Origin of the sequence: Salinispora pacifica CNR114 (assembly GCF_000514775.1) — a bacterium.
GTDB classification, from domain to species: Bacteria; Actinomycetota; Actinomycetes; order Mycobacteriales; family Micromonosporaceae; genus Micromonospora; species Micromonospora pacifica.
The window spans coordinates 22,872-43,853 of record NZ_AZWO01000025.1 but is presented as its reverse complement, the minus strand read 5'-3'; the positions used below and the strand labels follow the sequence as shown (position 1 = coordinate 43,853).

17 protein-coding genes, 1 tRNA gene and 4 pseudogenes are annotated in these 20,982 nt (G+C 70.6%); 14 read left to right on the top strand and 8 right to left on the bottom strand.

From position 1 onward, the window contains the following. Positions 1–211: 211 nt before the first annotated feature. The 4 genes and pseudogenes from B118_RS0116700 to B118_RS0116685 form a co-directional block, all read right to left on the bottom strand. Positions 212–1,042, bottom strand: coding sequence for a methyltransferase domain-containing protein (locus B118_RS0116700; RefSeq protein ID WP_028193060.1), 831 nt, complete (start codon positions 1,040–1,042; stop codon positions 212–214). A 31-nt stretch (positions 1,043–1,073) separates the two neighbouring features. Beyond that, a complete protein-coding gene (locus B118_RS0116695; RefSeq protein ID WP_018812028.1) occupies positions 1,074–1,961 on the bottom strand; it encodes an SAM-dependent methyltransferase in 888 nt (295 codons plus the stop codon). 112 nt (positions 1,962–2,073) lie between these two features. Then, entirely contained in the window at positions 2,074–2,382 is a 309-nt protein-coding gene (locus B118_RS0116690) for a LuxR C-terminal-related transcriptional regulator (protein ID WP_018220976.1), read from the bottom strand. Between the two features lie 23 nt (positions 2,383–2,405). Then, positions 2,406–2,639, bottom strand: a pseudogene (locus tag B118_RS0116685) (helix-turn-helix domain-containing protein); the annotation flags it as partial. A 311-nt stretch (positions 2,640–2,950) separates the two neighbouring features. Between B118_RS0116685 and B118_RS0116680 the strand changes: the two are divergent. From B118_RS0116680 to B118_RS32930, 13 genes and pseudogenes are all read left to right on the top strand, one after another. Next, positions 2,951–4,120: a cytochrome P450 gene (locus tag B118_RS0116680; protein WP_018812029.1), complete on the top strand. Its 1,170-nt coding sequence runs from the start codon at positions 2,951–2,953 to the stop codon at positions 4,118–4,120. Then, positions 4,117–4,950: an arylamine N-acetyltransferase family protein gene (locus tag B118_RS0116675; protein WP_018826509.1), complete on the top strand. Its 834-nt coding sequence runs from the start codon at positions 4,117–4,119 to the stop codon at positions 4,948–4,950. The genes B118_RS0116680 and B118_RS0116675 overlap by 4 nt, the downstream gene beginning before the upstream one ends. Continuing rightward, on the top strand, positions 4,947–7,016 hold the full coding sequence (gene pabB, locus B118_RS0116670) for an aminodeoxychorismate synthase component I (protein ID WP_028193059.1): 2,070 nt from the start codon (positions 4,947–4,949) through the stop codon (positions 7,014–7,016). Before B118_RS0116675 ends, pabB begins: the two co-directional genes overlap by 4 nt. Then, positions 7,013–7,876 (top strand): aminotransferase class IV, encoded by an 864-nt coding sequence (locus B118_RS0116665; RefSeq protein WP_232430487.1) that lies wholly within the window; start codon positions 7,013–7,015, stop codon positions 7,874–7,876. Before pabB ends, B118_RS0116665 begins: the two co-directional genes overlap by 4 nt. Further along, positions 7,863–8,792: a diiron oxygenase gene (locus B118_RS0116660; RefSeq protein ID WP_028193058.1), complete on the top strand. Its 930-nt coding sequence runs from the start codon at positions 7,863–7,865 to the stop codon at positions 8,790–8,792. Before B118_RS0116665 ends, B118_RS0116660 begins: the two co-directional genes overlap by 14 nt. A 9-nt stretch (positions 8,793–8,801) precedes the next feature. Then, positions 8,802–9,974, top strand: a complete 1,173-nt coding sequence (locus B118_RS0116655; RefSeq protein ID WP_080645045.1) for a 3-deoxy-7-phosphoheptulonate synthase — start codon at positions 8,802–8,804, stop codon at positions 9,972–9,974. Continuing rightward, positions 9,961–10,998 carry a mevalonate kinase gene (gene mvk / locus B118_RS0116650; protein WP_050592815.1) on the top strand — a complete coding sequence of 346 codons (1,038 nt, stop codon included), beginning with the start codon at positions 9,961–9,963 and terminating at the stop codon, positions 10,996–10,998. The genes B118_RS0116655 and mvk overlap by 14 nt, the downstream gene beginning before the upstream one ends. After that, positions 10,991–11,962, top strand: coding sequence for a diphosphomevalonate decarboxylase (gene mvaD, locus B118_RS0116645; protein WP_027645792.1), 972 nt, complete (start codon positions 10,991–10,993; stop codon positions 11,960–11,962). The genes mvk and mvaD overlap by 8 nt, the downstream gene beginning before the upstream one ends. Next, entirely contained in the window at positions 11,959–12,924 is a 966-nt protein-coding gene (locus B118_RS0116640; protein ID WP_027645793.1) for a phosphomevalonate kinase, read from the top strand. Before mvaD ends, B118_RS0116640 begins: the two co-directional genes overlap by 4 nt. After that, positions 12,921–14,000 carry a type 2 isopentenyl-diphosphate Delta-isomerase gene (fni, locus tag B118_RS0116635; RefSeq protein WP_018220987.1) on the top strand — a complete coding sequence of 360 codons (1,080 nt, stop codon included), beginning with the start codon at positions 12,921–12,923 and terminating at the stop codon, positions 13,998–14,000. Before B118_RS0116640 ends, fni begins: the two co-directional genes overlap by 4 nt. Continuing rightward, on the top strand, positions 14,000–15,055 hold the full coding sequence (locus B118_RS0116630; RefSeq protein ID WP_018220988.1) for a hydroxymethylglutaryl-CoA reductase: 1,056 nt from the start codon (positions 14,000–14,002) through the stop codon (positions 15,053–15,055). The genes fni and B118_RS0116630 overlap by 1 nt, the downstream gene beginning before the upstream one ends. Next, positions 15,045–15,491 (top strand): annotated as a pseudogene (locus tag B118_RS32935) (hydroxymethylglutaryl-CoA synthase); the annotation flags it as partial. The gene B118_RS0116630 and the pseudogene B118_RS32935, both read left to right, overlap by 11 nt. Positions 15,492–15,681: 190 nt before the next feature. After that, positions 15,682–16,218: a hydroxymethylglutaryl-CoA synthase gene (locus B118_RS32930; protein WP_238323952.1), complete on the top strand. Its 537-nt coding sequence runs from the start codon at positions 15,682–15,684 to the stop codon at positions 16,216–16,218. A 207-nt stretch (positions 16,219–16,425) separates the two neighbouring features. Here the strand turns inward: B118_RS32930 and nhaA are convergent, their stop codons facing one another. Then, entirely contained in the window at positions 16,426–17,727 is a 1,302-nt protein-coding gene (gene nhaA / locus B118_RS0116620; protein WP_028193056.1) for a Na+/H+ antiporter NhaA, read from the bottom strand. A 513-nt stretch (positions 17,728–18,240) separates the two neighbouring features. Then, positions 18,241–19,257, bottom strand: coding sequence for a TerC family protein (locus tag B118_RS0116615; protein WP_028193055.1), 1,017 nt, complete (start codon positions 19,255–19,257; stop codon positions 18,241–18,243). A gap of 286 nt (positions 19,258–19,543) precedes the next feature. On the opposite strand from B118_RS0116615, the pseudogene B118_RS30560 reads away from it, so the two are divergent. Continuing rightward, a pseudogene (locus B118_RS30560) lies at positions 19,544–19,860 on the top strand (MarR family transcriptional regulator). Positions 19,861–20,188: 328 nt separating this feature from the next. Here the strand turns inward: B118_RS30560 and B118_RS33685 are convergent. Next, positions 20,189–20,602 (bottom strand): annotated as a pseudogene (locus B118_RS33685) (NF041680 family putative transposase); the annotation flags it as partial. Between the two features lie 137 nt (positions 20,603–20,739). Further along, positions 20,740–20,811 (bottom strand) — tRNA-Lys (locus B118_RS0116605). Positions 20,812–20,982 lie beyond the last annotated feature (171 nt).

Below are 20,982 nucleotides of genomic sequence, written 5' to 3'. Positions count from 1 at the left end.
CAAGGTGCCGACCCCCGGCCGCCCCTCGACGAGACCTTCGAGCTCCAGCTCGTGGTAGGCCTTCGACACCATGTTCGGGTTGATCGCCAGCGACTGGGCGACGTCACGCACCTTGGGCAACCGGTCGCCCGCAAGGCCGAACTGGCCCGGTCCACGCCAAGGGGCGCGGGCCGGGCTGGCTGGCTGGCTGGCTGGCTGGCTGGGGAGACGATCAGGCGCGGGTGGCGGTCAGGATGAGGTAGCCGCTCTCCGCCGCCGCCGCGGCTCGCCGCATGAAATCGAGCAGCGAGGCGGTCTGCTCCTCGCCGACCAGGGCGACGAGATCGGCGCGCCGGGTCTCGACGGTGTCGGCCATCAGCGCCGTGGTCCGGGCGCAGTTGTCGGTGATGTCGCGAATCTCGACGTCGACGAAGCCGTTGGCGGCCAACGCGTTCCGGTACTCCTCGATGGTGCCCAGCGACTTGACCGCGTAGTTCTCGCAGATGTGGTCCAGGACCTTGCGGCCCTCCTCGCTGACCGGGCCGCGCTCGATCACGTCGGCCACGGCGAGCCGGCCGCCGGGGCGCAGCACGCGGGCGGCCTCGGCGAGCACCCGGCCGCGGTCGGGCATGTGCCACATCGACTCGAACGCCCAGGCCGCGTCGAACGAGCCGGCCGGGAAGGGCATGTTCATCGCGTCGGTGAACTGGAAGGTGGCCTGCCCGGCCAGCCCGGCCGCGTCCGCCCGGGCGTTGGCTTCGGCCACCTGGACGTGGCTGACCGAGATGCCCAGGACGTGCGCGCCGGTCGTCCGGACGAGGCGCAGCGCGGGATGGCCGACGCCGCAGCCGATGTCCAGCACCCGCTGCCCCGGCGTCGCCGCCAGCCCCGCGATCATCATGTCGGTCAGCCGGTCGGTGGCGACCTCGATGGAGCTCTGGTCGGCATCGTCGTCCCAGTAGCCGTAGTGGAAGTTGGGGCCCCAGGTGGACCCGTAGATTCGACCGATCCCGTCGTACACGTCGGCGACGTCGCCGGGGGCGGGAGACTGCTCGAGCGTCATGCGGAACTCCTCATGAGGAACGGGCCGGACGTCACGTCAGTTCGAAACGCAGGAAGGACAGGCGCAGGCCGCCGGCTCTCCACTCGGCGCCCTGGGCCTGATTCGCCATCAGCGAGATCCGCAGGTGCCGGCGGTCCACCGGGGACAGGCTGGTGTCGGTGTCCAGCACCGCCTTGGTCCAGGCGGCGCTCTCGTCCCAGAACGGCGCCGTCTCAGCCGTCGCGTCGACCTCGTCCACCAGCCGGAAACCGGCGGACGCGGCGGCCTCGGCGTAGTCGTGCACCGTGGCCGGTTTGCAGTAGAAGTATTCGGTCCACACGTCGGCGCCGTGCGGGCGGACGGTGAACACGTCTTCGACGCACACGCTCGCGCCCGGGCGCAGCACCCGGGCCAGCCGCTGGAACCACCGCGGCCGGTCGAAATAGCCGCTGCTCTCGATGGCGACCGCCGCGTCGTAGGGTGCCTCCACCGGCAGGTCCATGGCATCGCAGACGAGCGTCCGGACCCGGTCGTCGACGCCGCACTCCCGGGCGAATTCCGTCACGATCGGCGCGTGGTCCGGCGCGTTGGTCACCGCGGTCACCTCGGCACCGTACTCCTGGGCCCAGAACAGCGAGCCGCCGCCGAGACCGCAGCCGACGTCCAGGATCCGCCCGGACAGCCGGCTCTCGGCTCCCCAGGCCTCGGCCGCGAATCGCAGCAGACCCTCCTGGTGCCGCCGGATGCCGGCACGGATGGCGTCCGGCGTCACGTCCTCGAGCACCGGGGCCGACCCGGACGGGTAGTAACCCACGTGGTAGTGGATCTTGGGACCGGGACCGTATTTGCGAACCAGTCTCGTGGTCTTGTCGTCGTAATACTGGCCGACAATTCTGACCTCATCCGGAAAGACCGGCGCTTCTTTCGGGGAAATTGACATAGTCACTTCTCCAAGGGTCGGATGCCGACGACGTAACTTCATCGTGGTGGACCTTCTCCGACCATGTCAACGAACCTGATCGGCTTTAGGAAAAACCCCAGAGAAGCGTCAATCAACGGTTCCGGCGGGCCACTCGCGGTGGCCACGTATCCGTCCGCAGAATCTCGAGGACGAACGCTCTCGACACCAGCGCGACCCGATTCGGCGCCTGCAGCTTGTCGGACATGACGCGGACGTGATAGTCAATGGTCTTGGGACTGAGATACAGCGCCCGGGACAGCCGATCGCTGGAGAAACCGGCTGCCACGCCCTCCAGGATCTGTGCCTGCAGGGAACTCAGCCACCAGCAACAGCCGCGCCGGCGGGCGCAGCCCGGGTGATACTCGCACTCGCGCACGTGGTTCGGCCGGTCCTCGGTCACTACCCTCACCCCACCCGATTCCGCCTGGTCGCCCGGACCTTCTCGGGCTCACAGATCAGCAGCTCGGCCGGGTTACAGTCGAGGACCGCGCAGATCACCTCCAGGTCATCCAGGCGGATCGTCGTCGGGGTGCCGGCCCACAGCCCCGACATCTTCCCGGCGCTGATCTCCAGCCCGGCCTCGGCCAGCAACCGGCGCATGTCGGCCGACTTCCAGATCCCCATCTCGGCCGCACGCAGCCGCAGGTTCCACCGCACCGGTTCAGCCCTCCGTCGATTCGGGACTTCGACCCCCTATCGCGAACCCTGGAGTTTGTTCATGAATCCTGAATTTCCGCGTCCCCATCACTGGCACCGGCACCGAGCCATTCTCCCCACGTCGTTCCGATCCACCCCAACCCGTGAGTAACCCTATCCCCATCCCGCCGGACCCGCGATATGTGATGACGTAAATAAATTGGTCGTTGACACCGTAGCCGGAGATCCCGCAGGATGAAACCGGCATAGGCAAGGGTGCCCTCGAAGACATCCCGAAAGTGCACCTTCTCACCACGTACGGGAGGTCGCCCGTGAACACTGTCGCCCAGTTGCCCTTCACACAGACGCACGTGCTGGACGTCGCGCCGGCGCTGCGCCTGCTCCAGTCGCGCGGGAAAGTGCATCGGGTTCGTACCCCCGAAGGGGTGCCGGCGTGGCTGGTCACCGGTCATGCGGAGGTCCAGCAGCTGCTCGACGACGACCGGCTGAGCCGGTCCGATCCGGGCGGCCGGGACGGCGGCACCGCGTTGCTCAACAAGCTGCTGGGCCCGCTGGCCGACGACCACCCCCGGCTGCGGAGCCTGCTGGAACCGCAGTTCACCCCCGAACGGCTGGAACCGTTGCGGGCGGTCGTCGAGAAGCTCACCGAGCAGCACCTGGACGAGCTGGCCACCCGGACCCCACCGGTCGACCTGCGCCCGGCCCTGGCCATGTCGCTGCCGATCCTGGTGCTGTGCGAGTGGCTCGGCGTGCCGGCCGAGGACAAGGGCCGGTTCAGCGTCTGGACCCAGGACGCGGCCGGCGTCCAGGATCCGGAGCGGTCCCAGCGCGGCCTGGCCGAGTTGTTCGGCTACTGCCGGCAGCTGGTCGCGGCCAAGCGGCAGGACCCCGGCGACGACGTGATCTCCCGGCTGATCGCGACCGCGGGCATCGGCGACACGGAGGTCGTGGCGCTCACCGCGCTGCTGCTGTTCGGGGGGTACGAGACGACGGTGGCCCGGATCGGCACCGGCGTCCTGCTGCTGCTGACCAACCCGGACCAGTGGGCCGCCGTGCGCGCCGACCCGGCCCTCGTCCCAGCCACAGTGGACGAGCTGCTGCGCCGGTCGATGCCGAACCCGCACAACGGCGGGATGCCCCGGTTCGCGGTGACCGGCTTCGAGATCGACGGCGCCGCCATCCGGGCCGGTGATCTGGTGCTGCTGAACATCATCGCGGCCAACCATGACGAGACCGCCTTCCCCGACCCGGACCGGCTCGACATCACCCGCCCGACCGCGGGGAGTCTCGCCTTCGGGTACGGGCGGCACTCCTGTGTCGGCGCCCCGCTGGCCCGGATGGTGCTGCGGGTGGCGCTGTCCCGGCTCATCACCCGCTTCCCGGACCTGCGCCTGGCGGTCGGCGTTGACGAGCTGAAGCTACGCCACGAGACCCTGGTCGGCGGGCTGGTCGAGCTGCCGGTGACCTGGGGACCGCGATGACCGACACCCGCTGGCAGGGCGACGCCGTCGACCTCGATGCCTACCTGGCCCGGATCGGGCACCACGGCGACGTGGCGCCGGACCTCGCCACGTTGCGCCGCCTGCAGGCCGCGCACGTCGACGCGATCGCCTTCGACAACCTGGACGCGCTGCTCGGCCGGACCACCGTGCCGCTCGACCTGGACCGGGTCCAGGACAAGATCGTGCGGCAGGGTCGCGGCGGCTGGTGCCTGGAACAGGTCGTCCTGGCCGCGGCGGTGCTGGACCGCATCGGGTTCCGCGTCTCCGCGTTCGCGGCCCGGTCCCGCGTCCGCACCGGCAACCGGCACGGGCCCGCCGTGCACGTCGCCCTCCGCGTCGACCTGGCCGGCGACGGCTGGCTGTTCGACATCTCCTTCGGGGGGTACGGCCCGCACGAGCCGATCCGCCTGGCCGACGGGGCCCGGCTGGACGGCGACTGGTCGTTCGACCTGACCCGAGAACCGCACGGCGAGTACCGGCTGCGGTTCCTGCACCCGGAGGGGCCGGCCGAGCTGTACGGCTTCACCACCGACCCGCGTTACCCGGCCGACTTCGAGGTGCTCAACCACTGGTGCCTGACGCACCCGAAGTCCCCGTTCAACCGGCAGATCGTGCTGCAGCGCACCCGGCCCAAGGTGCGGCACCTGCTGATCGGCACCGCCCTCACCGAGCTGCGGCCCGGGCAACCGGCCACCGTCCGCGACCTCAGCCGCGACGACGCGCTCGCGGCGATCTGGGACGTCTTCGGAGTGTCCCTCGCGCCGAACGACCTCCGTGCCCTGCACCGCACCATGGCCGGTGCCGCATGACGCGCACCCTGCTGGTCGACAACCACGACTCGTACACCTACAACCTGTTCCAGCTGATCACCGGGATCAGCGGCACGGAACCGACCGTCGTCGTCAACGACGATCCGGCCCTGCCCCGTCTGCGGCCGGCCGACTTCGACAACATCGTCGTCTCGCCCGGACCGGGACGGCCGCAGAACCCTCGCGACGTCGGCTTCGCCAGTGACCTGTTGGGCCGCACCACGTTGCCCGTGCTCGGGGTCTGTCTCGGCCACCAGATGATCGGGTACCTGGCCGGCGCCACGGTCGCTGCCGCCCCCGAGCCCCGGCACGGCCACCTGGCCCGGATCTACCACGACGTGGACCCGCTGTTCGCCGGGGTACCCCGCGAGTTCACCGCGGTCCGGTACCACTCGCTGTGCGTCCGGGAGCCGCTGCCCGATGAGCTGATCGCGACGGCGTGGGCGGACGACGGCGTACTCATGGCATTGCGCCACCGCGACCGGCCGCGGTGGGGGGTGCAGTTCCACCCGGAGTCGGTCGCGTCGCGCTATGGCCGGGAAATCATCCGGAACTTCATCGAGCTGACCCCACGGCGCCGCCGTTTCTCGCGACCGCCCACCCCCGCAGCGCCCATCTCCCCTGGTTCGCCGGCCGAACTCGGGATCGTCAGCACCGTGGTGCCGACCGCGGCCGACGCCGAGGCCGTCTTCCTCGACCTCTTCGGCGACAGCCCATACTCCTTCTGGCTGGACAGCAGCCGCGTGCAGGAGGGCCTGTCCCGGTTCTCGTTCCTCGGCGACACGTCCGGACCGCTCAGCGAGGTGCTGACCTACCGCGTCGGGGGCGGTGGCGTACACGTACGCGATGGCAGCGGCACCCGCACGGAGAGCGGCAGCGTGTTCGACGTCCTGGCCGAACGGCTGCGCCGGCGCCGGCTGCCCGCGGACGATCTGCCGTTCGATCTCACCGGCGGTTACGTCGGCTACTTCGGGTACGAGCTGAAGGCCGAGTGCGGCGCCACCGCCCGCCACACGGCCGAGACACCGGACGCGGTCTGGATGTTCGCCGACCGGGTCGTCGCGGTCGACCATCAGGAGGGGCTGACCTATCTGGTCGCCGTGCACGACGAGAAGGGCCGGCCGGAGGCGCAGGCGTGGCTGGACCGGACGGCGGCGCGGCTTCGCCCTTCGCGCTTCGCTGATACGGATATTTCCGGCTTCTCGGATGAGTTCGAAGATCATCTAACTCGTGACCGGAGTCGATACCTGGCCGACATCGCGGAGTGCCGGCGCCAACTGGCCCTCGGCGAGAGCTACGAGATCTGCCTGACCAACCGACTGCACCTGCCCTTCCACGACGACGACACCGCCTTCTACCGCCGCCTCCGGCGGGCCAACCCGGCCCCGTACGCCGCCCTGCTGCGCCTCGGCGACCTGACCGTGTTCAGCTCCTCGCCGGAACGGTTCCTGCGCATCGAACGGGACCGCACCGTCACCAGCAAGCCGATCAAGGGCACCGCACCCCGCGACGCCGACCCGGTCCGCGACGCCCGCAACGCGGCCGGGCTGGCCGCCGGGGCCAAGACCCAGGCCGAGAACCTGATGATCGTCGACCTGCTGCGCAACGACCTCGGCCAGGTCTGCGAGACGGGCAGCATCCGGGTCGACCCGTACCTGGCGGTGGAGAGCTACCAGACCGTGCACCAGCTGGTCTCCACCGTGCACGGGCGGCTCCGCGACGGGGTGAGCGCGATCGACTGCGTCCGGCAGTGCTTCCCGGGCGGCTCGATGACCGGTGCCCCGAAGCTCCGCACGATGGAGATCATCGACCGGCTGGAGACCGAGGCCAGGGGCGTCTATTCGGGGGCGCTCGGCTACTTCGGGCTGTCCGGCGGCACCGACCTGAACATCGTCATCCGCACCGCGGTCCGGGTCGGCGACCGGCTGTCGATCGGCGCCGGCGGGGCGATCGTGCTGGGCTCCGACCCTGCCGAGGAGTACGACGAGATGCTGCTCAAGGCGGCAGCGTCCCTGCGGGCGTGGCGGGCGCCGGCAGTGTCGGACGTGGGCGGGGCACCGCGATGACCGTCACCGTCGAACCGGGAAGCCGCCGCTGGTGGGACGCCGACGGCGGCTGGACATCGGCGCCTGGGGCGGCGGCCGGGACGGTGCTGGTCGTCGACTCCTGGCTGGTGGAGGACGGACGAGTGCGAGGGCTCGACCGGCACGCCCGGCGATTCGGGGCGTCCTGCGCCCGGTTCGGCGTGCCCGTGGACGCGTTCATCCAGGCGGTGGCCTCGGAGTTGCCGACGACCGGCCGGTGGTTTCCGCGAGTTGAACTCGCCGAGATCGACACGCGGGCCGCCTCCCCCACCCTCGTGGCTGGGCGGCCATCATGGCACCCAGGTACGACAACGTCCGGGACCTATCCACAGACCCGGCTGCGACTGTGGCTGCGACCAGCACCACCCCGCACCGCCACCGTCCGCCTCTGGACCGCCCCGCACCCCGACCGCCGACGCCACCCCGCCGTCAAGGGCCCCGATCTCGACCACCTGGCCGCCCTCCGCGCCGCCGCCATCCAAGCCGGCGCCGACGAGGCCCTCCTCCTGGCCCGCTCCGGCCACGTCCTGGAGGGCTCCACCACAAGCATCGTCTGGTGGCGCGGCGAAACCCTCTGCACTTCTCCGGGCGCGCTGCCCGGAGTCACCCTTTCGCTGCTGACCGACCTGGCCACCGCAGCCGGCCACCCGGTGGTCCTCGAGTCCGCCACGCCGGCCGGCCTAAGCGCCTGTCCGGTTTGGACGCTGAATGCGCTGCACGGCATCCGCCCGGTCACCGAAGGGCTGGGCCGGTTCCAAAGAGCCGATGGATGGCAGTCCCGGCTGGAGGCGCTGGCTCTACCCGTACGACCGGGAGGAGCGCACCCTGATGTCCGAGCCTGACTATGAGCGTGACCTGCTGGTCCAGCTGACCCGCCGGTGGGGCCGCCGGGTGGCCGTCAAGAAGAACGAACTCGACCTGGACGGGCACTTCGACGTGACCCGGCCGGACTTCCCCGAGCATCTGGTCCCGGTGCTGAACCTGCCCGGCGCCGAGCGGCTCGACCGGGACGCCCGGGAGCGGATCCTGTCGGCCGCCTGGATCGCCTACAACGCCAAGACGGCGGCGATCGAGGACGAGATCATCCTGCCCGCCTGCCGGCTGATGCTGCTCGACCGGATCCCGGTGCGCCGGGACGACGTCGCGGTCGAGGCGTTGCACCAGACCATCATCGACGAGCACTACCACATCCTGATGTGCCACAACGCGGTCGGCGTGACCCGGCGGCGGCGGGATCTGGGCGACGTCCGGTTCGCGCCGGACGTCTGGTCGGTGGTGCGGGGGCGGGCGGCGGCCCGATCCGGGCTGTCCGGAATCGATCGGGACATCGTCGACATCGCCTTCTCGCTGGCCGCCGAGACGACGATCAGCGGGTTCTTGTCAGCATTGTCCACCGCGGCCGACATCCAGCCGATGAACCGGATCACCACCGATCTGCACCGGCGGGACGAGAGCGGGCACGCGGTGGTGTTCCGCGAGTTGTGCGGTTCGCTCTACCGGAGCCTGGACGACGGGCAGCAGCGGATGTTCCGGGAGGCGCTGGTCCACGGGCTGGCCGCGTTCCGATCGGCCGACCTGGACCCGTGGGTGACGGTGGCGGCCCAGGGCGGCTTCGCGGTCGGCGTCGACCAGCTGCGCGAGTGGGCGGCGTCCCGGCCGGTCCCGCCGCGGGACACCGGGCCGTTGCAGCTTCTCCTCGACGATCTGGGCATCAGCCGGGATCTGGCCGAGTCGCTCCGGGTGCACCCGGCGGGCTGAGAGGATCCGATGACAGAGCCAGCGGCATCGTGGCGCACCCGCATCGCCCATCAGCGTCCACAGTGGCCGAAGCGGGAGCTCGGGGTGGTCGTCGACCGGCTCGCGACCGCGCCGGCCCTGGTCGCGCCGCGCGAATGCGACGCGCTCACCGAGCGGTTGGCCGGGGTGGCCGAGGGCCGGGCGTTCCTGGTGCAGGGTGGCGACTGCGCCGAGCGCCTCGGCGAGATCCCGGCGGTGCGCGGCAAGCTGCGACTGCTCCGCGAGATGGCCCGGATCATCGCGTACGCCGTGCGGGTCCCGGTCGTCCCGGTGGGCCGGATGGCGGGTCAGTACGCCAAGCCCCGCTCCCGGCCGACCGAGACGGTGGCCGGCCGCACCCTGCCGGCGTACCGGGGCGACGCGGTCAACGGCACCGGTTGCGGCCCGGGCGACCGCCGGCCGGACCCGGCCCGCCTGCACCGGATCTACGAGGCGTCCCGGGCGACCCGCGGTGTCATGCGGACGTACGCCCCGGAGGTCTACGCCAGCCACGAGGGCCTGCTGCTCGACTATGAGGAGGCGCTGACCCGCACCGACGAGCAGGGCCGGCGGTACGCGAGCAGCGGGCACCTGCTGTGGATCGGCGACCGGACCCGGCAGCTCGACGGCGCGCACGTGGCCTGGTTCGCCACCGTGGCCAACCCGATCGCGGTGAAGCTGGGCCCGGCCACGACCCCGGAGCAGGCGCTGGCCCTGATCGACCGGCTGGACCCGGACCGGCGGCCGGGGCGGCTCACCTTCGTCGTCCGGTTGGGGGCGCGCCGCGTCCGCGATCTACTGCCGGAGCTGGTGGCGAAGGTAACCGCTTCGGGCGCCCCGGTGTCGTGGGTTTGCGATCCGATGCACGGCAACACGTTCGCGGCGCCGACCGGGCACAAGACCCGGCGCTTGGCCGACATCATGGCCGAGACGGCCGCCTTCGTCGAGGTGCACCGCGCGCTGGGCACCCAGGTCGGCGGGCTGCACGTGGAGATGACCGGCGAGAACGTGACCGAGTGCGTCGGCGGCGGAGTGGGCTTCGCCGACCTGCCCCGCCGCTACGAGTCGGCCTGCGACCCGCGCCTCAACCGGGGCCAGGCGCTCGAGCTGGCCACCGCCCTGGCCGACCTGCTCAAGCAAGGGGTACGCGATGCGACCGACTGACCTACGCCCCCGACCTGGCCGCGGGGTGTCCGCGGACGCGCCCGGGGTCGGCCACGCGCACGGCAAGGCGATCCTGCTCGGCGAGCACGCCGTGGTGTACGGCGCCCCGGCACTGGTCCTCCCGCTCCCCCGGCTGACCGTCACGGCGACCGCGACCCGGTTCCCCGGCACGAATTCCGGCCCCGACCGGATCACGGTGGCCGTCGGTGAACCCGGCCGGGCGGCGGTGACCCCGGTGGTTGTCGGCGGGCCGAGCCGGGCGGCGGTGACTCCGGTGGCCACGGACGGCCTGCGGCACCTGGTGACCGAGTTCAAGAAGCTGGCCGGGCGGACCGGCGGGCTGTGCGCCGACATCGTCATCGAGTCGGCGGTCCCGCCCTCCCGCGGGCTCGGGTCCAGCGCCGCCTGCGGGCGGGCAGCCGCCCTGGCGCTGGTCGAAGCGTACGGCCATCGGCTCGACCCGGGCCAGGTGTACGACCTGGTGCAGTCGTCGGAGCGGGTGGCGCACGGCCGGGCGAGCGGCATCGACGCCGTCGCCACCGGCGCGGCGTCGCTCCTGGTGTTCCGGTCCGGCACCGCCGGCGAACTCCCCCACGGCCATCCGCGAGCCACCTTCGTGATCGGGGACAGCGGCGCCCCGGGCAACACCAAGGAGGCGGTCGCCCTGGTGGCCCGCCGCCCGAGCAGGTGTGACGCCTTTGTGGACCAAGTGGCCGCGCTGACGACCAGAGCCCTGGGCGACCTCGACCGCGGCGACCTGCCCGGGTTCGGCGGCCGGCTGACCGAGAATCACCGGCTGCTGCATGAACTCGGGGTCAGCACCCCTCGAATCGACAGTTTGGTGCAAGCAGCGCTGAACTCCGGCGCCCTGGGCGCCAAACTCACCGGCGGTGGCCTCGGCGGCTGCATGCTCGCAATGACCGATGAACCAACGGCAGCCGAGCAGGTGGCGGCCGCCCTACGCGCGGCCGGCGCCGAACGCACCTGGATCGTCCGGATGCCGGGGACGGCGAGCCATGACTGAGGCGGCGACCGCGATCGCGCACCCGAACATCGCCCTCATCAAGTACTGGGGCAAGGCCGACGAGCGGCTGATGATCCCGGCGGTGGACAGCCTGTCGATGACCCTGGACGTCTTCCCGACCACGACCACCGTCCGGCTCACCCCGGGCGCGGGCACCGACACGGTGCTGCTCGACGGCCGCCCGGCCGACGGTGAGACGACCAAGCGGGTGGCGACCTTTCTGGACCTGCTACGGGAACGCTCCAACCGGCCGGCCCCGGCGGTGGTCGACACCCGCAACACCGTCCCCACCGGGGCCGGACTGGCCTCCTCGGCGAGCGGGTTCGCCGCGCTGGCCGTCGCCGGGGCGGCCGCCTTCGGCCTCGACCTCGACCGCACCGAGCTGTCCCGGCTGGCCCGGCGCGGTTCGGTGTCGGCCGCCCGGTCGGTCATCGCCGGCTGGGCGATCTGCCATCGAGGCACGGGCGCCTTCGCCGAGCCGCTCCCGGTGAGCGGGATCGACCCGGCGATGGTCATCGTGGTGCTGAACGCCGGGGCCAAGGCCATCTCCAGCCGGGGCGCCATGCGCCGGACCACCGAGACATCACCGCTCTATCAGGCGTGGGCCGAATCCAGCCGGGTCGACCTGGCCGAGATGCGGGCCGCCCTGGACTCCGGCGACCTCGACCGGGTGGGTGAGATCGCCGAACGCAACGCCCTCGGGATGCACGCCACGATGCTGGCCGCCCGGCCGGCCGTGCGCTATCTCGCGCCAGCCACCCTGACCGTGCTCGACCGGGTGCTGCAGCTGCGCGGGGCGGGTGTCCCGGCGTACGCCACGATGGACGCCGGCCCGAACGTGAAAGTCCTCTGCCGCAGCGCGGACGCCCAAACAGTCGCCGAAGCGTTGCGCGCCACGGCTCCCGGGTGCCCGATCGTCACCGCCCGCTGCGGACCGGCAGCACGACTGGCGGCGGAGCGATGATCCGGCGGAGCGCGCCCGGCAAGCTGTTCATCGCCGGCGAGTACGCGGTGATGGAGCCGGGCCACCCGGCCATCCTGATCGCGGTCGACCGGCGGGTCACCGTCACCGTGTCGGAGTCCCGTGGCGAGACTCCCGGCTCACCCCACGTGGAGTCGGCGGTCGCCGTGGCCCGCGAGTTGCTGGCCGCCCGAGGCGCCGAGGTGCCGCCGTTCCAGGTGACCGTGGAGAGCGACCTGCACCACCACGGGACCAAGCTGGGGCTGGGATCCAGCGGAGCGGTGACCGTGGCCACGGTGGCCGCCGCGGCCGCGTACGCCGGGATCGAGCTGACCCGATCGGAATTGTTCCGGCTGGCCCTGCTGGCGACGGCCCGGATCGACGCCCGCGCCTCCGGTGGTGACCTCGCGGCGAGCATCTGGGGTGGCTGGATCGCCTACCGGGCACCGGATCGCACAGCCGTCCTCGCGCTGGCCGAGCATCAGGGCGTCGAGGCGATGCTGCGTGCCCCATGGCCGGACCATGCCGTGCGCCCGCTGCCGCCGCCGCGCGGACTCACCCTGGCCGTCGGCTGGACCAGCGAACCGGCCGGCACCCCGGCGTCGACCGGCAGGCCAAGAGACTTTCTCGCCCGCAGCGACGACTGTGTGCGGGCCGCCATCCGCGCCCTCGATCGGGGGTCGGACGGCGACGTGATGGAGCAGATCCGCGCGGCCCGGCTGGTCCTCGCCGAACTGGACGAACACGCCCGGCTGGGCATCTTCACCGATCGCCTGACCGCGCTGTGCGAGATCGCCGAAACCGTCGGCGCCGCGGCCAAGCCGTCCGGCGCCGGTGGCGGCGACTGCGGGATCGCCCTGCTGGACGCCGCCGCGCCACGGGAGCAGTTGTACGCCGGGTGGACCGCCGCCGGGGTACAGCCCCTGCCGATCCGAGTCGAGCCGACGAACGGGAGCGCGCCATGATCGCCGAACGCAAGGACGACCACGTCCGGTTCGCCCACGAGCAGCAACGCCGGCCCGCCGGCGCCAACGAGTTCGACGACGTGACGTTCATCCATCACGCGCTGGCCGGCATCGACCGGGCCGAGGTGTCGCTGGCCACCCGGTTCGGCGGCATCGAGTGGCCGGTTCCGTTGTACATCAACGCGATGACCGGCGGCAGCGAGATGACCGGCCGGATCAACCGGGACCTGGCGACCGCGGCCCGGGAGACCGGGGTGCCGATCGCCTCCGGGTCGATGAGCGCCTACTTCGCCGATGCGGCCACGGCGGACACCTTCCGGGTGATGCGGCGCCAGAACCCGGACGGCTTCATCATGGCCAACGTCAACGCCAACGCCACTGTGGACAAAGCGCGCCGTGCGATCGACCTGCTACAGGCGAACGCCCTGCAGATCCACGTCAACTGCGTGCAGGAAACCGTGATGCCCGAGGGCGACCGGTCGTTCGGCGCGTGGGCGACCGCGATCGAGAAGATCGCCGCCGGGGTCGACGTCCCGGTGATCGTCAAGGAGGTCGGCTTCGGGCTCAGCCGGGAAACCCTGCTCCGGCTCGGTGATCTGGGCGTACGTGTGGCCGACGTCGCCGGCCGGGGCGGCACCGACTTCGCCCGGATCGAGAACGACCGGCGCGACCGGGCCGACTACTCGTACCTGCTCGGCTGGGGCCAGTCCACCCCGGCCTGCCTACTCGACGCCCGGGACGCCGGCCTGCCCGTGCTGGCCTCGGGTGGCGTCCGCAACCCGCTCGACGTGCTGCGCGCACTGGCCCTGGGCGCCGCCGCGGCTGGTGCGTCCGGGCTGTTCCTGCGGACCGTCCTGGAGCACGGGGTGCCCGGCCTGGTCGCACTGATCGCCACCTGGCTCGACCAGCTGGCCGCCCTGATGACCGTCCTCGGCGCGCGGACACCGGCCGACCTGGCCCGCTGCGACGTGCTGATCGGCGGGAGTCTGGCCACGTTCTGCGCCCGGCGCGACATCTCCCTGACCCGGTTCGGCACCCGGTCCGGGGTCACTGCGGACAGCGAAGGAGACATGTGATGACACTCGTCGCCGGGGTACCGATGAACTGGGTCGGGCCGATGCGGATCACGGGCAACGTGGCCGAGATCGAGACCGAGGTCCCGCTGGCCACCTACGAGACACCGCTCTGGCCCTCGGTCCGGCGCGGCGCCCGCATCTCCATGACGGTTCCGCGCGGCGTCGTCGCCACCTTGGTCGACGAGCGGATGACCCGCTCGGTGCTGGTCCGGGCCGACGACGCGCACACCGCGCACCAGGCCGTGCGGCAGGTCGACGCGCGCCTGGACGAGCTGCGCGAGGTGGTCCGCAAGTGCGGCCGGTTCGTCGAGCTGCTCGGCTTCCACCACGAGATCACCGCCAACCTGCTGTTCCTGCGGTTCGACTTCCGCACCGGCGACGCCTCCGGGCACAACATGGCCACGCTGGCCGCCGACGCGCTGCTCACCCACCTGCTGGCCACCGTCCCGGGCATCGCCTACGGCTCGATCTCGGCCAACTACTGCACCGACAAGAAGGCCACCGCGGTCAACGGCATCCTGGGCCGGGGCAAGAACGTGGTCACCGAGCTCGTCGTCCCCCGGGACACCGTGCGGGCCCGGCTGCACACCACGGCGGCCGCGATCGCCGAGCTGAACGTCCGCAAGAACCTGATCGGCACCCTGCTGGCCGGTGGCATCCGGTCGGCCAACGCCCACTACGCCAACATGCTGCTCGGTTTCTATCTGGCCACCGGGCAGGACGCGGCCAACATCGTCGAGGGATCGCAGGGCGTCACCGTGGCCGAGGACCGCGACGGCGACCTCTACTTCTCCTGCACTGTCCCGAACCTGATCGTCGGCACCGTCGGCAACGGCAAGGACCTCGGCTTCGTCGACGACAACCTGACCCGGCTCGGCTGCCGCGCCGACCGGGCACCCGGCGAGAACGCCCGCCGCCTCGCCGTCATCTGCGCCGCCACGGTGCTCTGCGGCGAGCTGTCGCTGCTGGCCGCGCAGACCAACCCGGGCGAGCTGATGCGGGCCCACGTCCGCCTGGAGCGCCCCGCCACGATCGGAGCTGACGATGTCCGGTGAACTCGCGGTCGGAATCCACGACCTCGCCTTCGCGACGACCGAATACGTCCTGACCCACGCGACCCTCGCCGCCCGCACCGGCGCCGACGTGGCCAAGTACCACCAGGGCATCGGGCAGACCGCGATGAGCGTGCCCGCCGCCGACGAGGACGTGGTCACCATGGCCGCCACCGCCGCCGCCGCGATCGTCGCCCGGCACGGCAGCGACCGGATCCGGACCGTCGTCTTCGCCACCGAGACCGGCATCGACCAGGCCAAGGCGGCCGGCATCTATGTCCATTCGCTGCTCGGCCTGCCCTCGGCGGCCCGGGTCGTCGAGCTCAAACAGGCCTGCTACGCCGGGACCGCGGCCCTGCAGTTCGCCATCGGCCTGGTCCACCGGGACCCGGCCCAGCAGGTCCTGGTGATCGCCGCCGACACCTCCCGGTACGAGCTGGGCAGTCCCGGCGAGTCCACCCAGGGCGCGGCCGCGGTGGCCATGCTGGTCAGCGCCGACCCGGCCCTGGTCCGCATCGAGGACCCGGCCGGTCTGCAGACCGCCGACATCATGGACTTCTGGCGGCCCAACTACCGCAACACGGCCCTGGGTCGACGGGCAGGAGTCCATCGCGGCGTACCTCCAGGCGGTGCAGGGCGCATGGAAGGACTACGCCGAGCAGGGCGGCCGGGCGCTGACCGAGTTCCGGGCGTTCTGCTATCACCAGCCGTTCACCAAGATGGCGTACAAGGCGCACCGGCACCTGCTGCGGCACTGCGGGCTGGACGCCGAGGCGGCCGACGTGGACCGGGCCGTCCAGCCGACCACCGCGTACAACTCGGTGATCGGCAACAGCTACACCGCTTCGATGTATCTGGGCCTGGCCGCCCTGCTGGACAGCGCGGTCGACCTGACCGGCCGGGCGGTCGGCTTCCTCAGCTACGGCTCGGGCAGCGTCGCCGAGTTCTTCGCCGGCGAGGTCGTCCCGGGCTACCGCACCCACCTACGCACCGCCCAGCACCGGGCGGCGATCGACCGGCGCCAGGACATCGACTACGCCCGGTATCGCGAACTCCACCAGCTGACGTTCCCGGCCGACGGCGGCGATCACCTCCGGCCGCGCGAGACCACCGGGCCGTACCGGCTGGCCGGCCTCAGCGGCCACAAGCGCCTCTATGAGTCGTGATCCCGAGACAGGCGGAGCCCTCTGCGGCAACCTTGGGGAAGCAGGTTGACCTGCTGAAACTCTGACCCGTGAGGGCGTTCAAGGGGGTCCACCCCGTGACATCGCACCATCCGGTACCCGTTGTTCTTGTCTGTCATGACGTGGTCCTTCCTGCACAGGATCGACGTCCTGTCCAGGAAGGACCACACCCAGGTCAAGCACGGAAATCTACGCAGTCCCTGCCGTCTCCCCGGCTCGGGTCTGCTCGGGGTCGCGGGTTATGGCGTCGGTGCTGTGTCGGTGGGCAGGCTGGGACAGACGCAGGATGACGGCGGCGAGGACGGCGGCAAGCAGAGATCCGGTGAGAATGGCGATCTTCACATGGTCATGGCGTCCGGTGCCATCGACGAAGGAGAGCTCACCGATGAGCAGGGAGACGGTGAAGCCGATTCCGGCGAGCATGGACAGTCCGGTGATGTGGGTCCAGGTCAGATTGGTGCCGAGACCTGTCCGGGTAAGGCGGGTGACGAGCCAGGTGACCGCGATGACGCCGAGGGGCTTGCCGATGACGAGCCCGGCGATGACGCCGATGGCGACCGGATCGGTGAGGGCGGACACCAGTCCGCCCAGGCCGCCTATGGCAACCCCGGCGGACATCAACGCGAAGACAGGTACGGCCAGGCCAGCGGAGACCGGTTTGACGGTGTGCTCGAAGCGTTCGATCAGGCTGGTGGGCACGGCGGTGTGCTCGTGCTGGGCCTGCGGGCGGGCGGGCACGGTGAGGGCGAGCAAAACTCCGGCGACGGTGGCGTGGACACCGGAGGCATGCACGAGTGCCCAGGCGGTAAGAGCCAGCGGCAGAAGCAGCCAGGCGGAGGTCACCCGGCGTCGTAACAAGATCGCGAAGGCAACCAGCGGTAGGGCGCTGGCCAACAGCGGCGTGATCGACAGGGTGGCGGTGTAGAAGACAGCGATGATCATGATGGCGATCAGGTCGTCCACCACGGCCAGGGTGAGCAGGAAGACCCGGACGGCGGGTGGCAGGTGCCGGCCAATGACGGCGAGTACCGCCAAGGCGAAGGCGATGTCGGTGGCGGCGGGGATGGCCCAGCCGCGTAGGGCGTCGGCTCCGGCGGCGGCGGTGATCAGCACGTACACGGCTGCGGGTGCCAGGACACCGCCGACGGCGGCGGCGATGGGCACCGCGGCGCGGCGTGGCTGCCGGAGTTCACCAGTCACGAACTCGCGTTTGAGTTCCAGCCCGGCAACGAAGAAGAAGATGGCCAGCAGGCCGTCCTTGGCCCATGCCGCCAGCGACAGATCCAGGTGCAGCCAGGTCGGACCGACAGTGAACGAGCGCATGGCGTCGTAGCCGGGGGATCCGGGCGAGTTCGCCCAGATGAGCGCGATGACGGCTCCGGCGAGCAGGAGCGCGCCGCCGGTCGTCTCCGCGCGCAGGACATCGGCGATGCGGCCGACCTGGCGTCGTACGACGGATCCGGGCGGGAGATCTCGTCGGGTGGCGTCCATCGGTCCTCCTGTCTGGTGGGTACGGGGCAGCGCCTCACGAGGGACGTGTCACGGCGAGGCTGAGCAGCTTTGTACGGCTCGGCCTCGCCGCCGGGTCGCTGCCCACCTCACTCGCGAGGGCCGGGCGTGGCGGTTGCTTGTCCGCTCCGGACGGCGAGGGCGACGCCGTGATGGTGGTCGAGGGGACCGAAGGTGGTGGGCGATCCAGCCGCCGCGGATCAGCCCGAGTTCGATGCGCTCGTCGACGGTGGTGCGGACTCCCGGCTGCCGCGGGTAGCGGCTTGGGCGACTGCGCCGGTGTCCACGCCCCGTACCGCGGCGCCAGCGCGTCACCGCGACAACAATCCGCCAGGCGTAGGTCGACACCGACGACGGTGGCGCGCCGGACCGGAAGGCCGTCGGCCGGGCAGGCAGCCCACGGCCTGCTGCGCGGCGGCATGCGTCGAATAGTTCCCGACATCGGTGGTCGCAGTGGGTGGGCAGCTCGGCGGAGAAAAGGCGGGGTAGTCGTCATCACCGTGCCCCTCGTCGCGGTGTCGGCGACTGTTCGAGGTGATCAGTGCGCGAATCCGGGGCGGAGTCGGTCGGCTCGCCGGCATCGATGGCGTCCGTGGTGGTGCCGCGGGTGCTGTGCAGGCTCCATACGATCGACACCGTGAGCGTGGCGACGATGACGCCGAGGGTGACCGGAATCGGGAGTTTGCCGACCGGGGTCTCCGACAGGATCAGCTTGACACCGGCGAAGGTGAGCAGGACCGCGAGTCCGTAGTGCAGGTGCACGAAGCGGCGCAGCAGCCCGGCGAGGCAGAAGTAGAGGCTGCGCAGGCCGAGGATCGCGAACGCGTTGGCAGTCCAGACGATGAAGGTGCTAGTGGTGATGGCCAAGATCGTCGCCACAGAATCCATGGCGAAGATCAGGTCGGTGGCCTCGACCGCGATGAGCACCACGAACAACAGGGTGGCCACCCGCTTGCCGTTGATTCGGGTGAAGAACTTGTCGCCGTGATATGCCGGGTCGGTCGGGATCACCTTGCGTACCAGACGTACGACCGGGTTGCGGTCCGGCGGGGTCTGCCCGCCGTGGCGGAATGCCATCTGGTAGCCGGTATAGATGAGGAACACACCGAACACGTAGGCGGTCCAGAAGAACGAATCCAGCAGTTCCGCGCCGACGATGATGAACACCAGCCGAAACACCAGGGCGCCGATGACTCCCCAGAACAGCACCTTGTGTTGGAAGGCGGCGGGGACGGCGAAGTAGGTGAAGATCAGCGCGAAGATGAACACGTTGTCGATCGACAGCGCCTTCTCGATCAGGTATCCGGCGTAGTAGGTGCCGGCTACCTCGCCACCCTGCCACAGCCACAGGATCACGCCGAACAGCAGACCGGCGACGATCCAGATACCAGACCAGATCGCGGCCTCGCGGAACCCGATGACGTGGTTGTCGCGATGCAGGAACAGGTCGACTGCCAGCATCGCGGCAACCGCGAGCATGAGTACGGCCCAGACCCACCAGGACACGGACATGCTAGGGGAGACCTTTCGTCCTGGCCGGACCCCACACAAGAGGCCGGCCGGTGCTGGACGAAGGTCTCCCCAAGCCACTGAACCAGTGGCTGCACCACCGGAACCCGGGTAGGCCGGACTCGTACTGACGGCGGTGCGCGGAACGTCGGGTACTCCCCTTCGAACTACGACGAATTATTCGCGAAGCATGCTTCGCCTGTCAAGACCAGGGAGAAGATTTGCGATGCTGGTTTCGTGTCTCGAACTACGTAGATCGGAGTAGAGGACCACGTCGAGAACGGAGGCGCTGACGACTGTGGCAGCCCAGCCGAACACTGCATCCGCGGCGAAGGGGTGGACATTCCTCACCAACCACGCGCACGTGCTACTGGCCATCGTTCGCGAGCCGACCGCACGCCTGCGTGACGTCGCCACCTCCGTCGGCATCGCCGAACGCGCCGCACAGACCACGTCGCCGAAGCCGCCGGATACCTGCACCGCGAACGCGTCGGTCGGCGCAACGCGTACACCATCAACGCCACCGGCCGGTTCCGGCACCCCGCCGAAGCCGACCACCACATCGGCGACCTCATCACACTCTTCACCGACCCGCCGCGGCACTGAGGATGCCGAAGCCTTTCGGTCGCAGAAGGCCTCAGATTCCCGCCACCGCGCCGATGATCCGCCGGACCGCGGACCAACCACCTCACCGTCCGCGCCACCTTGCACCTGCGCGATCACATGGCACGTGACCTGGGACCTCTGACCCGGGCCAGCGAGGACGACGTCCGCGATGTGATCCACGCATGCAACGAGCGGGGGTCCGACGCGCTGGACCCAAAACGGAGCAGGGCGCATCGGAATAGATAGATGAGCAGACCATCAACTGGACCGTGTCATCGCCCGGCGCAACCCCCGTCTCCCGGAGGCCGCCGCGCGTCTAACTTGAGCTTTAACCTGTGCGACGTGGCCTCGGGTTATTCGAAGTCTTCGCTTTCTTCGTGCCGCCTTTCGGTTTTGTGCTGGTGGCGGCGGTGACGATGTGGACGTCGTGCCGGGTTGCCGGGTGGCGGTTACGTAGTCCGGGTGGACGGCCGCGTCCTGGTCGGGACGGTTTCGGCGCGCGGGCGGGGTTGCCGGCTTTGCCGCGCAGGTGCCGAAACCCTCTCCGGACGCCGGCGGGCGTGAGTCCCTCGGGCGACGCTGGGCGTTCCCAGGGCCGGCGCAGGTCGCCGACGGCGCCTCGGGCGAGGCGCAGCTGGGTGTAGGCGGCCAACACGAGCCAGGTCCAGCGGTCGGCGGCGTGCGGATCGCGCAGTTTCGGGCTGGTCCAGCCAAGGGCTTGCTTAAGCATGCGGAAGGTGTGTGGTCAGCCGTCGCACCACGTCAATCCGGCAGTACCGGGCAGAGTAGCTACCGAGCCCAAGATCGGAGTTAGGTTGCGCCCTGGCTGTGCCCGATGATCTTCAGCTGGCGTTTTCGCAGCTCAGGATTAGCTTGGAGTGGGCCGCCAGGGACTCGAACCCTGAACCTAAGGATTAAAAGTCCTCAGCTCTACCATTGAGCTAACGGCCCGCTGGGGCACCAGGCTACCCGATCGCCGGCTCCGCTCCGGGGCCGCCTGGGTGGTACGGGTGAACGGCGTGGCTCCGGTTGCTAACGTTCGGTGCTCGACCTCGCGGACCCAAAGGATACCGATGGGCAGGAACAGTCGTGAACGCCACAAGGCCAGGCGGAAAGCCGCCG

Excerpts from the sequence above, each read along its gene's own strand:
- B118_RS0116700 (WP_028193060.1), bottom strand. The coding sequence starts at position 1,042 with ATGACGCTCGAGCAGTCTCCCGCCCCCGGCGACGTCGCCGACGTGTAC.
- B118_RS0116695 (WP_018812028.1), bottom strand. The coding sequence starts at position 1,961 with ATGTCAATTTCCCCGAAAGAAGCGCCGGTCTTTCCGGATGAGGTCAGA.
- B118_RS0116675 (WP_018826509.1), top strand. The coding sequence starts at position 4,117 with ATGACCGACACCCGCTGGCAGGGCGACGCCGTCGACCTCGATGCCTAC.
- pabB (WP_028193059.1), top strand. The coding sequence starts at position 4,947 with ATGACGCGCACCCTGCTGGTCGACAACCACGACTCGTACACCTACAAC.
- B118_RS0116665 (WP_232430487.1), top strand. The coding sequence starts at position 7,013 with ATGACCGTCACCGTCGAACCGGGAAGCCGCCGCTGGTGGGACGCCGAC.
- B118_RS0116660 (WP_028193058.1), top strand. The coding sequence starts at position 7,863 with ATGTCCGAGCCTGACTATGAGCGTGACCTGCTGGTCCAGCTGACCCGC.
- B118_RS0116655 (WP_080645045.1), top strand. The coding sequence starts at position 8,802 with ATGACAGAGCCAGCGGCATCGTGGCGCACCCGCATCGCCCATCAGCGT.
- mvk (WP_050592815.1), top strand. The coding sequence starts at position 9,961 with ATGCGACCGACTGACCTACGCCCCCGACCTGGCCGCGGGGTGTCCGCG.
- mvaD (WP_027645792.1), top strand. The coding sequence starts at position 10,991 with ATGACTGAGGCGGCGACCGCGATCGCGCACCCGAACATCGCCCTCATC.
- B118_RS0116640 (WP_027645793.1), top strand. The coding sequence starts at position 11,959 with ATGATCCGGCGGAGCGCGCCCGGCAAGCTGTTCATCGCCGGCGAGTAC.
- fni (WP_018220987.1), top strand. The coding sequence starts at position 12,921 with ATGATCGCCGAACGCAAGGACGACCACGTCCGGTTCGCCCACGAGCAG.
- B118_RS0116630 (WP_018220988.1), top strand. The coding sequence starts at position 14,000 with ATGACACTCGTCGCCGGGGTACCGATGAACTGGGTCGGGCCGATGCGG.
- nhaA (WP_028193056.1), bottom strand. The coding sequence starts at position 17,727 with ATGGACGCCACCCGACGAGATCTCCCGCCCGGATCCGTCGTACGACGC.
- B118_RS0116615 (WP_028193055.1), bottom strand. The coding sequence starts at position 19,257 with ATGTCCGTGTCCTGGTGGGTCTGGGCCGTACTCATGCTCGCGGTTGCC.